We start from the raw sequence: 16456 nt of genomic DNA, 5'->3' as shown, positions 1-16456 counted from the left end.
GTATACGGGAGAAATCTCTCTATTTTTTTTATATATTCTACAGAAAAAAATTCAGCATTATAAGCTATAGAAAATAAAATCAACATTAAACAATCATTTTTTATCATATCTGTTATAGCTTCACTTCTACTGTTAATTTTAAAGTTATCTATTAATTCAATAGTAAAGTTTATTAATTTGTTTGCAATCTCATCCAATAAACCCTCTTTTGACATCTCTGTCATAATAGTCTTATGATTACACTTTAAATCTTCTTTTATATCCTGTAAATCATCAGATATTTGTAATAAAAATCCATAACCAATACAAAACTTTATCTCTTCCTTTGTCATAAGCTCATTTATTAAATATCCATCTACTAAAACAGATGAACCTCCCTTTTCAGCAGAAATAGATAATATTTCGTCTTTATTCAAACAAGTCTCTTTATCCTGCTGTTTTAAACTCTTTACTTGGCTTTTAAATATTAATAACAATGACTCATATATTTCTTTGAAATCTTCTCTAGGATGAACATCTTCAATATAATCTATCATCTGAGATACTTTACTTTCATGACAATTATTAGGTTTAATTTGCTCTCCTAAGAGTCTTTTTTCTAACCAACTATTGAATAAAGTTTTATCCATTTCATTTGTCTTTGTATTATCTAAATAATTGTCTGTATATGGATATAACATACTATATGCAAAACTTGCTTTTGAATAATACACATCTTTTCCAAATAATAATTGCAGTGCATTTGAAATCCATACATTCCTCATGGCCTGCATAATATCTTCTATAGGTAAATCATCATCAAATCCTCTAGCATCTCTGATAAATTGTTTTGTTATTTCTAAGAATTTTTTTCTATCTTCTACATTCATTTTCTCTAATTTAAAAATATTCTCTTTCTCTAATGTTTTTTGCAAAAAAGCTTCACCTTTTTTTATCCACATTTTTCTTAAAACAACATCACTTGGATACTTTTCTAAGTGAACTGACACTTTATCTATCAATTTATCTAATTCGCTTTCACACTTTTTTTGTGACTCTTCACTATATGTTTCTATGTCTTTACATAATTCAATACTTGAATTATTCCATATATCTTTACATTCGTCACAATAGTATTTAAACATATAATTTAATCTCATTTGACATCCCTACTTTCATGTCTAAACTATATCCTATATTATATCAGTACATATAACTAATATATAGTTAAAGTTGTGATTGTGTATAATATTACCATGAAAACTATTTATTTTTTCAACTTAGCTAAGGCTTCTGCAAATGGATTATTAAATACTTCTTGATTTTTATTTTGATTTTTTATATATTGATTAACATCTTTCTTTGATGCTTTCTTTTTTTCTTCTTGTTTTCTTTTATTAAAAGAGGATAATTTTTCTCTATACCCACAGCTACAAGTAAAAATTCTTCCTTCTCCTTCACCACGAAGTTCTAATTTTTTATGACAATTAGGGCATCTTGAATTAGTTGTTTGTGATATGGTTTTTCTAGTATTACACTCTCTATCTTCACAAATTAACATTTTACCTTTCTTACCATTTACCTCTAGCATAAATTTGCCACATTCTGGACATCTATTTTTAGTTAAATTATCATGTTTGAATTTACTATCACTACTTTTTACTTCTAATACAATAGCTTTTGAATAATCTTTCATATCATTTATAAATGTATTTTTATTAAGCTTACCTTTTGAAATATCTAACAGTTTTTTTTCCCATGATGCTGTAAGTTCTGGTGTCTTTAAGTCCACAGGAACTAAATCTAACAGTTGTTTTCCTTTTGATGTTATATATATATCTTTATTTTTCTTTTCCATCAAAAATGAATTGAATAATTTTTCTATTATGTCTGCTCTAGTAGCAACTGTACCAAGTCCACTTTTCTCCATAGATGTTAAAAGTGTAGCCTCATTTAAGTATGGTGGTGGATTTGTCTTTCCTGAAGTCATCTTTAAACTTTTAACTTTAAGAATATCTTTTTCCAACACATTTGGAATGCTTTCATACTCATCTTCATCATCCATATCTTTATAGCTTTCTTTCCAACCTAGATTTATTACTTTATTGCCCTTAGCTTTAAATGTCTCACCTTCTATAGTCGCATTTATAGTTGTCTGTTCATACTCAAAAGGAGGGCTTAACACGGCCAAAAACCTTTTTACGACAATATTATATATTTTTCTTTCTTTATCTGTAAAATCACTCATAAACACTTTTTGCTCTGTTGGTATTATAGCATGATGGTCTGTTACTTTTGAATTATCGACAAAAGACTTATTAGCTGCAATATTACTTTTCAATAATTTATTACAAACCTTGGAGTAATCACTAACATTTACAGCTTTTATTCTATCTTTTAATGTTCCAACAATATCTGAAGTTAGATACCTAGAATCAGTTCTAGGATAAGTAAGCACCTTATGATGTTCATATAGTTTTTGCATTATAGATAATGTTTCTTTTGCTGAAAATCCAAACATTTTATTTGCATCTCTTTGTAATTCTGTTAAATCATAAAGTGCAGGTGAATATTTTTTCTTATATGATTTATTTACTTCAGATATTTTAATATCTAAATCTTTTACTTTTTTTGAGACACCTTCTATCTTTTCTTTACTAAAAGTTGAGGAACTATTGTTTTTATCATTCCAAATAAACTTTATATCTGAGTTGCCCTTTGTTGCAATTATCTCCAATCCATAATACTCTTTAGGCTTAAAATTTCTTATTTCTTCTTCTCTTTTCAATATCATAGCAAGAGTAGGAGTCTGCACTCTTCCACAAGAAAGTTGTGCGTTATATTTTGTTGTTAAAGCTCTAGTTGCATTTATTCCAATAATCCAATCGGCTTCTGCTCGTGCTATTGCTGAATAATATAAATTTTCATATTCTTTACCACTTTTTAATTTTGCAAACCCTTCTTTTATTGCTTTATCTGTACTTGAAGAAATCCAAAGACGTTTTAAAGGTTTTTTTACTTGAGATTTCTCTATTATCCATCTTGCTACAAGTTCTCCTTCTCTCCCTGCATCTGTTGCTATAACTATTTCATCTATATCATTTCTGTTCATTTGAGCCTTTACTGTATTAAACTGCTTTCCACTTTTTTTTATTACAACTGTCTTTAGATACTTAGGAAGTATTGGTAAATCTTCTAAACTCCATGATTTGTATCTTTCTCCATAACTTTCAGGGTCAGCAAGTGTAACCAAATGACCTAGTGCCCAAGTAACAATATACTTTGGCCCTTCTATATATCCATTTTTTTCATTTTTTGAACCCAAAACTTTTGCTATATCTCTTCCCACAGAAGGTTTTTCTGCTAGTACTAATATTTTTCCCATTTTAAAATACTTCCTTTCTCTTTCTTCAATCTTACATTACACTTAAAATCTAAATAAATAGACTTTTTCTTAATATCGTAACTATAATATTACCATAATTAAATCAATTCTAATTAATTATTTAATATTTTCTTATTTTTTTATCCTAAACTTATATTTCACTTAATTTAAACACCTACTATTCTATTTATTTTCACGTATATTCTTTAAATTTATAAGTTTATAATTCGTAATTAGACTTATATTTTTATATCTTTTCCCTATTTTTAAATTTTTCAGTTGACAAAACACAAAAACTTATATTAATATTATTAATACAATAAGCTATGACAAATCAATATCCGGTTAAGATTTTATAGAAGAGTTGCCATATGGCATACCGAAGGAGTAACACTCTCAGGTACTTTTTAAAGTAGGACTGTAAAATTTACGGAACTCTGGAGAGACCCATTATGGGCGCCGAAGGGGCAAGGCATTTGTGCTCAATCTCTCAGGCAAAAGGACAGGGATTATCTACCAAAACTAGTATTATTAATACTTTTATTTTGGTTGCTAATTAGTGTATATCCAGAGCTGAATCTATTTTAGATTTAGCTTTTTTTATTACACTAGAAATTATTAATAAATTATACTAATTTCCTGTCAATTACTTCATTAAAAATTCTATTGATTGTGTAAAGCAAAAAAATGAGGGAGTGTTTTTATGAATCTAATTGATATTTTAAACAAAGTTGATGCTTTTATTTGGGGTCCGCCCCTGTTGGTACTACTAGTTGGTACTGGTATATTACTTACTGTTAGACTTGGAGTTGTACAAATAACAAAACTTCCACGTGCTCTTAAGCTAATATTCTCTGCTGAAAATAAGGGTAGTGGTGATGTTTCAAGTTTTGCAGCTTTATGTACTGCATTAGCTGCTACAGTTGGTACTGGTAATATTGTTGGTGTTGCCACAGCTATTAAAGCTGGTGGACCTGGTGCACTTTTCTGGATGTGGATAGCTGCATTCTTTGGGATGGCTACTAAATACTCAGAAGGTGTACTTGCAATAAAATACAGAACTAAAGATAAAAATGGTCAAGTATCTGGTGGACCTATGTACTACATAGTAAATGGTATGGGTGAAAAATGGAGACCTCTTGCAATATTCTTTGCTATAAGTGGTATATTAGTTGCACTTTTAGGTATAGGTACTTTTACTCAAGTAAATTCAATAACAGACGCTATCAATAATAGCTTTGGAGTAGACCCTAGAATTACAGGTGTTGTACTAGCGTTGTTTGTGGCTTTAGTTGTATTTGGAGGTCTTAAAAGTATCTCTAATGTAGCTACTAAGATAGTACCTTTCATGGCAGTTATCTATATTGTAATATGTGGAATCATTTTAATATCTTATTGGAATAAAATACCTGAAACTTTTGTATTGATAATTAAAAGTGCATTTACACCTACTGCTGCAACTGGTGGTTTTCTAGGTGCAACTATGTCATTAGCAATTAGAAATGGTATTGCCCGTGGTGTATTCTCAAATGAATCTGGTTTAGGTAGTGCTCCAATAGCAGCTGCTGCAGCTAAAACTGAGTGGCCAGCAGAACAAGGGCTTATATCTATGACAGGAACTTTTATAGATACTATTATAATTTGTACACTTACTGGATTCTCTCTTGTAATATCAGGAGTTTGGTCTTCAGACTTAAATGGTGCTGTTATGACTCAAGCAGCTTTTAATGGTGCTATTCCTACATTTGGACCAATATTACTTACAGTTAGCTTAACATTATTTGCATTCACTACAATTTTGGGGTGGAGTTATTATGGGGAAAGATGTTTTGAATTCCTATTTGGTGTAAAAGGTATGAATGGATATAGAACTGTATTTGTAGCTATGGTATTATTAGGTGCATTCTTAAAATTAGAAGTAGTTTGGATAATTGCTGATATTGTAAATGGACTTATGGCAATACCTAACCTAATAGCTTTACTTGCACTATCACCTATAATAGTATCTGAAACTAAAAAATACTTTGAATATATAAATTCTCCAGAAAATCAACTAAAAAGAAATGCATAAGTAGAAATGTATAAATAAAAAATATAGAACCCTAAACCAATATAATAATAGATTTAGGGTTTTATATTATTTTTGTTTTAAATAAATATATCAGATTAAATATATTTATTTAAGAAATACTACACTATATAAAGAAGCTAATATCTATTTTAATTCATCTCTTTAATTTAAATTATCCTAATTAAAATTTTATTTCCTCTGGATATTTCCATGCTTTAAATTCATCAATATCTACTATCTTAGGTTCTTTAAATTGACTTAATACTAAAGACCTATAGTATATTTCTGCTACTTCTTCTACGTATCTCGATTTTAACAAAGCATCTTCAAGGTCATTACTTACAGTTGTCAATCCATGTCTTTCTAATAAACATGCATCCGTATCTAACAATAACTTTGAAACACTTTTGGCTAGTTCTAAAGTCCCTGGTCTTTCATATGGAGCTATGTCTACATAACCACCATAATTAACTGACTCATATACAATTGGTATAATTGGTTTATTTGCCACTGAAAATGCTGTTGCATATAGAGAATGTGTATGCGATACAGCATTTACATTTGCTCTCACTTTGTATATTTCAATATGCATTAGCACCTCACTACTAGGTTTAATACCTTTCTCAGCTTCTATTACATTCCCATCCAAGTCTAATACACAAATGTGTTCTGTTTTCAATTCTTCTCTTCCTATACCTGAAGGTGTTATAAGTATATATCCAGTATCCTTATCTCTAATGCTAAAATTACCAGCTTTTTCTTTACACAAACCATAATTCTCTGCTTTAATTGCTACTTCCACAATTTTAACTTTTAAAGATTCTAGCATAATTTACCTCCAGACAGTTATTTTTGACCATAGTATGCATTTTTACCATGTTTTCTTGAAAAATGCTTGTTCATAAGTACTCTATCCATAGTATTCTCAGGACTCATTAATTCTGTATAATATGCCATCTTTGCAACTTCTTCTAAAACTACTGCATTATGAACAGCCTCTTTTGCATTTTTACCCCAAGTAAAAGGGCCATGGTCATTTACAATTACTCCTGGACAGTGTATTGGGTTTTTCCCCATAAATTCTTCAACAATTACATTACCAGTTTCTCTTTCATATTCACTACTTATTTCTTCTCTAGTCATTTTTCTAGTGCATGGTATACTTCCATAAAAATAATCTGCATGAGTAGTCCCACATGCTGGTATAGATTTACCTATTTGAGCCCAAGTTGTAGCCCAACTTGAATGTGTATGTACTATCCCTCCTAATTCCTCAAACTCTTTATATAAAACTAGATGAGTTGGAGTATCAGAAGAAGGTCTTAATTTACCATCTACTATATTTCCATCCAAATCAACTACTACCATATCTTCTACAGTCATCTTATCATACTCAACACCACTTGGTTTTATTACTACTAACCCTTTTTCTCTATCTATTCCACTTACATTTCCCCATGTATAAGTGATTAATCCTTTTTTAGGTAATTCTAGATTTGCTTTTAATACTTCTTCTTTTAGAGCTTCTAACATTTTGATTCCTCCTACATTTTATTGATAAAATTTATGTTTAATTTACTTTTATTATTGATTATATTTACTTAAAATGATTTTACAGTACTAACGATATTTTCTACAGTCAATCCATAATAGTTTAATAGAGATTCTGGATTTCCTGATTGACCAAATTCATCATTTATGCCTATTCTCTTTACTACAACAGGATATTTCTCACTTAAAACTTCTGTAACAGCAGAACCCAATCCACCTATTACACTATGTTCTTCTACAGTTACCACCTTACCAGTATTTTTAGCTACCTCTACTATCAGTTCACTATCAATTGGCTTTATAGTTGATATATTAACTACCATAGCTTCAATTCCCTCTTCACTTAATAATTCAGCAGATTTAATAGCTTTTGAAACCATTATCCCAGTTGCAATTATAGCTACATCTGAACCTTGTCTAAGAATCTCGCCCTTTCCAATTTTGAAATTATAATCATCATTATGTATGTCTTCAGTAGTTGCTCTTCCAAGTCTTATATATATAGGTCCATTGTAATCTACAGCAGAAAATATTGCTTTTTTTGCTTCTATTCCATCAGCAGGATTTATGACAACCATATTTGGTATACCTCTCATTAAGGATATATCTTCTATAGCTTGATGGCTCCCTCCATCTTCTCCTACTGTTACTCCTGCATGAGTAGCAGCTATTTTAACGTTTAAATTTGGATATGCCACAGAGTTTCTTATTTGTTCATAAGCCCTTCCTGATGCAAATATTGCGAAAGTACTTGCAAAAGGTATTTTTCCACAAGTAGCAAGACCTGCTGCTGTACCAATCATATCTCCTTCTGCTATCCCCATATCAAAAAATCTATTTGGAGCAACTTCCTTAAATGATATACTTTTTGTAGCTTTTCCTAAGTCTGCATCCAATACTACTATATCTTTATTTTCTGCAAGTTCTTTTAATGCTTGACCGTAGGCTTCTCTAGTTGCTATTCCCATTAATTTAATCCTCCTTCTAAATCTTTCAATGCTTCAGCTGCTTGTTCATTGTTTGGTGCCGAACCATGCCATGCCACATTATTCTCCATAAATGAAACACCTTTCCCTTTTACAGTATTAGCTATTATTACTGTTGGTTTTCCTGTAATTTTTTTAGCTTCATCTATTGCATTTCCTATTTCATCAAAGCAATGTCCATTTATTACTATTACATTCCATCCAAAAGATTTAAATTTGTCATCTACTGGACTAACATTCATTACTTCTTCATTAGAACCATCTATTTGTAATCCATTTAAGTCAACAAATGCAATTAAGTTATCCAATTTGTAATGTGATGCTGTCATCGCAGCTTCCCATATTTGTCCTTCTTGAATCTCGCCATCCCCTAAAATAGAGTATACTTTATAGCTTTTATTATCTAATTTTCCAGCTAATGCCATACCATTTGCAGCAGATAAACCTTGTCCAAGAGAACCAGTAGACATGTCTACTCCTGCTACCTTTCTCATGTCTGGATGTCCTTGCAACTTAGAACCAAATTTTCTTAAACTCATTAAATCCTTTTTTTCAAAATAACCTCTTTCTGCCAAAGTTGCATATAATGCTGGTGCAGAATGTCCTTTTGATAATACAAATCTATCTCTATTTTCATCATTAAATTTTATAGGTTCTATATTCATTTTTTCAAAATACAATACAGTTAAGATATCTACTATTGACAGTGAACCTCCTGGGTGTCCAGACTTCGCTTCTGTTATACTTTTTATAATACTTATTCTTATGTTTTTAGCTATTTGTTTTAATTTTTTATTCATCTTTTATACCTCTTAAATTTTTATATTTCTACTAGGATTTTATTGAAATTTATTTCTCTGTTTGCCATTTTATGTAAAAATTCTCCTACTTCATTAAGACCTATTTTATGTGAAATCATCGGTGTAAAAATAATATCTCCTTTTTCCATAAAATCTAATGTTGCTGTCCATGCTCTTCCAGGATAAGGGCTTGTATATGAATTCCAAGAGCCTTTCAAAGTAAGTTCTCCACGTAATATACTCTCAGCAGCTTTTGCACTAAGTGGTAATTCTGTATGCGAAATACCTACAAATACTATAGTGCCTCTTTTTTTTGCTATGAGTAGAGATTGCTCTTGAGTAAACCTACTTCCAGCAGTCTCTATGACAATATCAGCACCACCATCAGTTATTTTTTTTATTTCTTCAATTGCATTTACTTCTTTTGAATTTACTATATAGTTTGCTCCTAAACCTTTAGAAAGTTCTAACTTTTCATTAAAAATATCAACAGCTATAATTTTAGATGCTCCAAAAACCTTTGCCCATTGTAAAGCAAACTGACCTATTGGACCACATCCTAGTACAACTACACTATCTCCTACCTTAATATCCGCTTTTGCAATCCCATGATATGCTATAGTTGCTGGTTCAATTCCAGCAGCAGTTTCATAATCTAATGTATCTGGTAATTTTAAAATATGCTCTTCAGGAACTTTCACATACTCTGCCAAAGCTCCATTTACTCTTGTACCAATTATATTGTAGTCATTACATAATCCAAAATTCCCCTCTTTACAATAACCACATTCTCCGCAAGGAACTAATGGAGCAACAGCTACTCTGTCTCCTACTTTAATGTTCTTTACTTTTGACCCTACTTTAGCAACTTCACCAGAAAACTCATGTCCTAAAATTAATGGATATGCTGTCCCTCCACTCAATCCACTAACCATAGACCTAGGTAAATCTGAGCCACATATTCCAACATATTTAACATTTACAAGTACTTCTCCATCTGTTATTTCTGGTATATCAACCATTTCATATCTAACATCACCTATATTGTATAGTACTGATGCTCTCATCTTATTTGCCATATAAACCTCTCCCTTCATGCTATACACTTATATATAGCAATATTTATGCCATACAAAAAACAAATAATCTATCTCTGCAAATACCTTATATACAAAGCATTTTGACAGTATATAATACATTTTATAAAATCAAATTACATTATTGTATAAATATAAAAAAGTATGTTTTAAACAACAAAATAAAAAGAAATCTACATTTCATTTATAGTTTTTCAGATAATCTCTGATACTTCTATAAAATCAACTATAGATTTCTCAATTTATTGTATTCTTATATTTTAATGAACTTAAGCTATGCTACTACAGGTTCTTCTGCAACATTTTTAAGTGCTTGTTTTTCTAAATATTCAAGTATACTTGTTTTATTCTTTCTAAATAATGCCCATAGGACAAAGTAAATTACAACTGCTAATCCTATATAAATTGGATTTGCACTTAAGAATGCAAAGAACACTAACCCCATTAAAGGTTTTCCTAGTATATTAAAACTTGTTATAAGCATGGCTCCAGCTGGTATAGCAACACCTACACTTGTAGCCATATCTGTAAATAATGGAGCTGTAGATGTACATATATATAATCCTAATCCAAACCATATTATACCTGAAACTATTACTTTTGGTATATTACCATTATGTACTGCAACTAAACCTTGTACCATATATGGAATTGCAAGTAAATCTACAACTGGTAATACTTGATTCCCTGGAAGTATCATAGCTACTACAAGCATTATTGGAATTAAGATAAGACCTGATATTAAAGTTGCAGGTTCCCCATATCCTACAGCATCATTCACTGCTATATACCACTCACGATTTCCAGCTTTTTGCATAATCTTTCTAGCTGCTTCTGTTATAGGTGCAAATGCTTGAGCAAACATACTTGCTACTTTTGGGAATATTGCCATAACAGCACTTGTAGATATACCAACTTTCATTATTTCTCCCCAAGCTTCCATAGTAGTTATTCTAGTCATATTACCTAGTATACCTATAAACATCCCCAAGAAAAGACCTAGAGTAATCGGCTCACCTAAAAATCCTAATTTCTTTTCTAATTCTTTTGGGTTTAACTTTATTTTATTTAGTCCAAGTTTGTTATATATAGGGTCTGCAAATACTGCAAAGACAGAAGCTTCAACATTGTGCATAGCTATTATTGTACAATTAGGATATCTATAATAACTAGACCATCTCTTTGCAACTAATTCTGATATTAATAAACTATATAAGTTTAACAAGACCATACATCCTATACCTAAAGGGAAATTGCCTGTCACTCCTATTACCATTGCCCCCCAGACCATATAAGAATAATTATTCCATAAATCTGATGGCTGGAATACATCTGTCCACTTTACTAAAAATAAAATAGTTTGCAATAATATTCCAAGACCTAAGTATATCATACCTGCACTTGTTGAAAATGCAACTAATGATGTAGCTTGCCAACCAACATCAAACACAGGTAAATTTACTCCTGTACTATCTACCATTCTATTAATTACTGGTGTTATTATTGGTGTAAATGAATTTAGTATTAATGTAAAACCTTGCAAAGCAACACCTGCATATACAGCTGAAAGAAACGATTTCTTTGTAGTCACTTTAAATATTTTTGCTATTATGAATATTATAATTGGAACTATAATTGCAGAACCAAATGTATCGATTATAGATTTCATAAATGTTAACATCTTTTATCCTCCTATTTCTAAACATTTATCAAATTAATTAAATGCGTCTAAATAAATATCTTTTCGTTGTCATTTTTTATTCTAATAAATTCTTAAATGATGCCACTTTAATTAAATTTATTTGGATAGTAGTTATTTAAATAGTAGTCTATTATAGTATCTAAATTGTTGATTTAAATACTATAATTTATACTCTAAACACTATTTACTTAAACTATCAATAACTTTTAAAACTTCTTCAAAGAATGCATCTTCTCCTATACCAGTAAGACAAGCAAATGCATTTATAGTTGGTATTCCATAATCACCTGATTGAAGTGGGCTTGTAAATGTTATAAAATCAAATCTTCCTGATTGTGCCAAATTTAATGCTTCTGTTGGTCTAGCCTCTGTCGTTGTAATAGATATTCCTTTATCTCCTAATACTTCTTTTAATTTTCCTGCCACCATTGATGATGTAACTGTTCCTGAACCACATACTGATAATACGTTAAATTGTTTCATAATAATTACCTCCTAATGTTATAATTTTAGTTTTTATTTTATATAAATTAAATTGTTCAGAAGTTAATACTGGTTTTGAATTTCTAATTTTCTATTCTTTACTTCTAAAACATCTTTTCATTATATTTCTATAAAATTTAATAATTCAGCTACTTCTTCTTTTGTTGATGCATTTCTTATATCTCTTAATAGCTTTATATTCTGAAAAACTGACATTAAATCTTTTAATAATTTTACTTGAGAATCTGGATTCTTTACTGCTAGTAAAAATACAAGCTCTACATCCAATTTATCTGTTGGGTCTATCATTGAATTAAATTTTACTGGATTTTTCAATATTCCTACAGCTACATTGGATTCATTTACATGTTGTGAATCTGTATGCGGAATCGCAACACACATTTCTCCAATATTAAGACCTGTAGGTAATGTTTTTTCTCTCTCTAAGACTGCATTTACATATGTATTTTTTACATACTCTTTTTGGTACATTTTATTTCCTAATTCTCTAATAATACTTTCATAATCATTAGCTTCTAACCCTAATGATATTAAATCTACATTCATTACTCTAACTCCTCTCAAATTTTTGCTATAGTTATATATGTTTAAATTTATCAAATATAATCTTCTTAAAACCTTCTTTATCAAAACACTGTTTAGCACTATTCATAAACTTTTCATCTTTTAAAATTTCAAGAACATTCTTAACAATATCTTTATCATTAGTCTTAAAAACTGGCATAAATACAAAGTTCACATTGCCTACACCCCAGTCAATAGGGTTTTTTAATTTAATAAAAACAAATCTTGTACTGTTTACTGTAGAAGAGTCTCCATGAGGTACACCTGTAGCCCCTTTAGAATATGTTGGAAGCATTTCTTCTCTATGCAGAACTGAATCCAAATAATCTTTTTCCACATATCCCTTATTGATGAGAATTGAACATACATATTCTAGTAAATCTTTTTTAAAATATATATCTGGCTCAAATATTACTAAATCATCATCAAGCATTCTTCCATATCCTTTGATTTGGCTATCATCTTGTTTTTTTGAAAGATATATATCTAGGTTTTTAAAAACATCTTTATTATATGGAATAAAATTTATACCTGGTATTTTGGGATTTATTGTTCCAACAATGGCTAATATATTGTTTTTTTCTCTTAATTTTTCAATTTTATATGAAAGATTCTCATCCAAAGCACTCATTTGATAACATTTAGTATTGTTGTACTTTTCTTCTAATGTTTTGCTTATGTACTTAGCAGTTCCCTCTCCAGTAAGACATAAAGTTACAATTGCATTGGATTTATCTATGTGTTTTTCCAGTTCGTAGTTATATCCCATCCTATCTTTTACAAGAGAAAAAAACATTTCATCTAGTTCTTCATCTCCCATAGAAACTTTTCTAGTTGCTTCTAATGCCATTAAAAGATCTACTCTATCAATAGTTTTAGTATTTATGTTAGTTCTCTTATTTACTATTTGTCCTATATTTGTAAGTGACCCAATATCAACTAGAAATAATATTCCTTTTCCTTGGTCTATTATTTTTGACAACTCCACAGCTTTATTATATATATTCATGGGTTTTTCATCTAAAGGCATATCTATGGCTACAGGGAATTTTACTCCTAAAAGTTCTTTAACAACATTTACAGTTTCTGTAGCTATACGACCATGAGAGATTATTATTAATCCAACTTTATCTTTTTTTACTTCATTCTTTAAGGCTGATTTTATATAAAGTGTTATAAATCCAATCTCATCTTCTGGAATCTTAATTTCATTTGTATCTTCAATTTTAATTGCAAAGTTTTTTGCTATTTCATATTCTTTTGAAAAATCTATTTTTATTTTTTCTAAGTTTACATTTATTATCTTTTGATTTAGTTTAATTCTTTTTATTGCTTCTTCTAAGTGTATTGCTAGATATTTAAATGCATTTTTATTTACTTCTAAATTAGTATTTTTTTCAATTATATTATTCATTAGCTCTTTTACCAGTTTTACTAGACTATCATTTACAAAGCTATTTAAATCACTCATTGAGAAGATTTCTTCATCGTTTTCTAGATTAAACTTTATGTCAGCAAATCTATTTAAAACAAAAGTCCATAAAATATTTTCTATGTCAATATCTTCAATGTCTAGAGACTTTAAATCATAATATTTCTTTTCAATTGTTTTATATATATCCTCTGGTAATATGTACTCATCACTCACAATATTTTCTTTTATTGATACTTCATCTAAATTAAATGGTATAAATATAGCATTTTTTAAATACTTTCTTATTTCTGTATATTCAACTTCTTGAAAAGCAGCATCTTTGAAAGAATCCTTCAGTTTTAAAACTTCATTTATATCTACTACTACTATTGATTCACAATCTTCATCTTTAGAATTTATAAACTTCATAAAAGCTCTTGCACAAAGAACTTGAATCATATTTTGTAATTGCCCTATATTTCCACTAAACTTTTTTAATGCAAGTATTTCAATCACATTTTTATCTACAAATATTTTTGCATTTATTCTGTTACACTCTTGTTGAAAGATATTGTATATAAGGTCTATTTTTTCTTTTAACAGTCTATCATGTAATGATGGTAATGTTATTAGCATTGGTATTCTTCTTCTAAATGTCAATAATAGATTAGTCTCTACGTTTTCAGTAGTTGCTCCAATCAGTATCATGCTTACTTTTCTTTCAGCATTAGTTTCACCTAATCTTCTAAATTTGCCTCTATCCAAAATAGAAAATAGTATTTCTTGACCTTTTGGAGGTAATCTATGAATTTCATCTAAAAATAAAACGCCTCCATCAGCTTCTTCTACAAGACCTGGTGTATCATATTCAGCTCCTGTAAATGCACCTTTTTTATATCCAAATAATAAAGATAACAATAATTGTGGATTATCACTGTAATCAGCACAGTTAAATACAACAAAATTAGAATTTTCTTTTATTACCTTCTTTTTCTTTGCAAACTCATACATATGTTTAGAAAATAAACTCTTACCAACTCCACTTTCTCCTACAATTAAAGTGGGAAGACCTTTTGGAGGATACAATATAGCAGATTTTGCTTGTTCTACAGCATTTCTAAGACTTCCCTTATTTCCAATCAAAGTTTCAAATGGGTCGCTTGATTTTTCTTCAATTACCTCTACTATTTCCATTTCTAAACTTTCCTTGGGTAATATTTCCTCCACAACTCTTCTTGATATATTGAATCCTTCTGTCATCAACTCTCTGGTAATTTCTGAAATAGAAATATCCTTACTGTTTTGCAATATTGCTGAAATCGCTGACTTTAAATAAGGATATCTTCTTTGTCTCGAATTACTTATATTGAGTTCTTTCCTTAGATTAGTTATATTTTCTCTAGTTGTATTTAAAAACTTTGCTATTTGAACATCTGTTAGTGGGTCTTTTTTATTTTCTGTATTTATGATGTTTACAAGTTTATCTCTCAACTCCATGCTTGATAACTCCTTTCTTGATAAATATATAAGCAACTATCGTGCCATACTTATTTTAATACTTTTTTTCTTCGCAACACTTGTAAATGACTACTTTTTCATAAGCATTCATACATTTTGATAAACATTTACTTTTTGTACATTTAGTAATTTACTAAATGTATTAACTGTTTTTGATTGCTGATTTTATAATTCATAATATAGATTATCATATAAATTAGTTATAAAATTAGGATTGAAAAGTTTATTTAATTAGATATAATATTATATATCTACTCAACAATAAAATTTATAATCCTTTATGCTTTTAACACTTTCTGTTTTTAAATTTTAATTCAATATTGTAGTATTTTATTGAACGCTCATATACACAGTAATTATATCTCTACCTTAGATATGACTTTATATGACATATTATACTATTTTATTTATAAAAATAATTTACAAGTATTAAAATTATACACAGAGAGGAAAATAATATGAAAACATTTAAATCTGAAGCTTTATTGAAATACTCTGCAAAAGATATATTTAATATATTTATAAAATCTGCAAGGCTAAATTTCCCTAATTTTAATGAGAAAAGAGCAGTAGGTACATTTGTACAACAAAAAAATAATAAAAGATTTAAGGTTGAAATAACTAATTTTGAAAAAAATAGAATATATGAGATAAAAACAAGCAATAACAGAGAAAGCTTTCTTACTCGATATGAACTTATACACATTGATTTAGAAAATACAAAACTTATTTTCACTGAAAGCGAAAGTGATAGAAATATATTTGGAAAAATTAATTCAGTTATTGTAAGAATCTTATTTGGAAAAAGACAACCAGATGAATTTAATAATTTTATAAAAAACTTGGAACTAGAACTAGCAAATAAAAAGATTAATTCATAAATAT

At 29.1% G+C, this 16456-nt stretch carries 13 protein-coding genes and 1 riboswitch; of the genes, 2 read left to right on the top strand and 11 right to left on the bottom strand.

Going from position 1 to position 16456, the window contains the following annotated elements:
* Together KGF50_RS14890 and KGF50_RS14885 are read right to left on the bottom strand one after the other, a co-directional pair.
* On the bottom strand, positions 1-1139 hold a 1139-nt coding region (locus tag KGF50_RS14890; RefSeq protein ID WP_227848787.1), incomplete at its 3' end, for a flagellar protein FliS.
* A 107-nt stretch (positions 1140-1246) separates the two neighbouring features.
* Positions 1247-3364 (bottom strand): DNA topoisomerase III, encoded by a 2118-nt coding sequence (locus tag KGF50_RS14885; RefSeq protein WP_227848786.1) that lies wholly within the window; start codon positions 3362-3364, stop codon positions 1247-1249.
* Positions 3365-3791: 427 nt separating this feature from the next.
* Positions 3792-3880, top strand: a riboswitch (glycine riboswitch).
* A 187-nt stretch (positions 3881-4067) separates the two neighbouring features.
* On the opposite strand from KGF50_RS14885, the gene KGF50_RS14880 reads away from it, so the two are divergent.
* Positions 4068-5435, top strand: a complete 1368-nt coding sequence (locus tag KGF50_RS14880) for an alanine/glycine:cation symporter family protein (RefSeq protein WP_227848785.1) — start codon at positions 4068-4070, stop codon at positions 5433-5435.
* Positions 5436-5616: 181 nt separating this feature from the next.
* Here the strand turns inward: KGF50_RS14880 and KGF50_RS14875 are convergent, their stop codons facing one another.
* The 9 genes from KGF50_RS14875 to KGF50_RS14835 all read right to left on the bottom strand — a co-directional run bounded on the left by KGF50_RS14875 (position 5617) and on the right by KGF50_RS14835 (position 15550).
* Complete coding sequence (locus KGF50_RS14875) at positions 5617-6264, bottom strand: class II aldolase/adducin family protein (RefSeq protein WP_227848784.1); 648 nt, start codon at positions 6262-6264, stop codon at positions 5617-5619.
* 17 nt (positions 6265-6281) lie between these two features.
* Positions 6282-6968: an L-ribulose-5-phosphate 4-epimerase gene (gene araD, locus KGF50_RS14870; protein ID WP_227848783.1), complete on the bottom strand. Its 687-nt coding sequence runs from the start codon at positions 6966-6968 to the stop codon at positions 6282-6284.
* 68 nt (positions 6969-7036) lie between these two features.
* A complete protein-coding gene (locus tag KGF50_RS14865) occupies positions 7037-7954 on the bottom strand; it encodes a transketolase family protein (RefSeq protein WP_227848781.1) in 918 nt (305 codons plus the stop codon).
* Positions 7954-8772, bottom strand: coding sequence for a transketolase (locus KGF50_RS14860; RefSeq protein ID WP_227848780.1), 819 nt, complete (start codon positions 8770-8772; stop codon positions 7954-7956). The genes KGF50_RS14865 and KGF50_RS14860 overlap by 1 nt, the downstream gene beginning before the upstream one ends.
* 20 nt (positions 8773-8792) lie before the next feature.
* Positions 8793-9851, bottom strand: coding sequence for a galactitol-1-phosphate 5-dehydrogenase (locus KGF50_RS14855; protein WP_227848779.1), 1059 nt, complete (start codon positions 9849-9851; stop codon positions 8793-8795).
* A gap of 292 nt (positions 9852-10143) precedes the next feature.
* Complete coding sequence (locus tag KGF50_RS14850; RefSeq protein ID WP_227432743.1) at positions 10144-11550, bottom strand: PTS galactitol transporter subunit IIC; 1407 nt, start codon at positions 11548-11550, stop codon at positions 10144-10146.
* A 201-nt stretch (positions 11551-11751) separates the two neighbouring features.
* The gene (locus KGF50_RS14845) at positions 11752-12054 is read right to left on the bottom strand and encodes a PTS sugar transporter subunit IIB (RefSeq protein ID WP_227848778.1); all 303 of its coding nucleotides are present in this window, start codon (positions 12052-12054) and stop codon (positions 11752-11754) included.
* Positions 12055-12174: 120 nt separating this feature from the next.
* Positions 12175-12621 carry a PTS sugar transporter subunit IIA gene (locus KGF50_RS14840; RefSeq protein ID WP_227848777.1) on the bottom strand — a complete coding sequence of 149 codons (447 nt, stop codon included), beginning with the start codon at positions 12619-12621 and terminating at the stop codon, positions 12175-12177.
* A gap of 31 nt (positions 12622-12652) precedes the next feature.
* Positions 12653-15550, bottom strand: a complete 2898-nt coding sequence (locus tag KGF50_RS14835) for a sigma 54-interacting transcriptional regulator (protein ID WP_227848776.1) — start codon at positions 15548-15550, stop codon at positions 12653-12655.
* A 479-nt stretch (positions 15551-16029) separates the two neighbouring features.
* On the opposite strand from KGF50_RS14835, the gene KGF50_RS14830 reads away from it, so the two are divergent.
* The gene (locus KGF50_RS14830) at positions 16030-16452 is read left to right on the top strand and encodes a DUF3284 domain-containing protein (RefSeq protein ID WP_227848774.1); all 423 of its coding nucleotides are present in this window, start codon (positions 16030-16032) and stop codon (positions 16450-16452) included.
* The last annotated feature ends 4 nt before the right edge of the window (positions 16453-16456 follow it).

The sequence above is a fragment of the Clostridioides sp. ZZV15-6598 genome (assembly GCF_020657705.1).
GTDB classification, from domain to species: domain Bacteria; phylum Bacillota; class Clostridia; order Peptostreptococcales; family Peptostreptococcaceae; genus Clostridioides; species Clostridioides difficile_F.
Note: the sequence above shows the minus strand (reverse complement) of the source record. Positions and strands in the feature narration are given on the sequence as shown.

Bases quoted from the DNA above. Each gene is read 5' to 3' on its own strand.
- KGF50_RS14835 (WP_227848776.1), bottom strand. From the start codon at position 15,550: ATGGAGTTGAGAGATAAACTTGTAAACATCATAAATACAGAAAATAAA.
- KGF50_RS14880 (WP_227848785.1), top strand. From the start codon at position 4,068: ATGAATCTAATTGATATTTTAAACAAAGTTGATGCTTTTATTTGGGGT.
- KGF50_RS14875 (WP_227848784.1), bottom strand. From the start codon at position 6,264: ATGCTAGAATCTTTAAAAGTTAAAATTGTGGAAGTAGCAATTAAAGCA.
- KGF50_RS14860 (WP_227848780.1), bottom strand. From the start codon at position 8,772: ATGAATAAAAAATTAAAACAAATAGCTAAAAACATAAGAATAAGTATT.
- KGF50_RS14850 (WP_227432743.1), bottom strand. From the start codon at position 11,550: ATGTTAACATTTATGAAATCTATAATCGATACATTTGGTTCTGCAATT.
- KGF50_RS14855 (WP_227848779.1), bottom strand. From the start codon at position 9,851: ATGGCAAATAAGATGAGAGCATCAGTACTATACAATATAGGTGATGTT.
- KGF50_RS14845 (WP_227848778.1), bottom strand. From the start codon at position 12,054: ATGAAACAATTTAACGTATTATCAGTATGTGGTTCAGGAACAGTTACA.
- araD (WP_227848783.1), bottom strand. From the start codon at position 6,968: ATGTTAGAAGCTCTAAAAGAAGAAGTATTAAAAGCAAATCTAGAATTA.
- KGF50_RS14840 (WP_227848777.1), bottom strand. From the start codon at position 12,621: ATGAATGTAGATTTAATATCATTAGGGTTAGAAGCTAATGATTATGAA.
- KGF50_RS14830 (WP_227848774.1), top strand. From the start codon at position 16,030: ATGAAAACATTTAAATCTGAAGCTTTATTGAAATACTCTGCAAAAGAT.
- KGF50_RS14865 (WP_227848781.1), bottom strand. From the start codon at position 7,954: ATGGGAATAGCAACTAGAGAAGCCTACGGTCAAGCATTAAAAGAACTT.
- KGF50_RS14885 (WP_227848786.1), bottom strand. From the start codon at position 3,364: ATGGGAAAAATATTAGTACTAGCAGAAAAACCTTCTGTGGGAAGAGAT.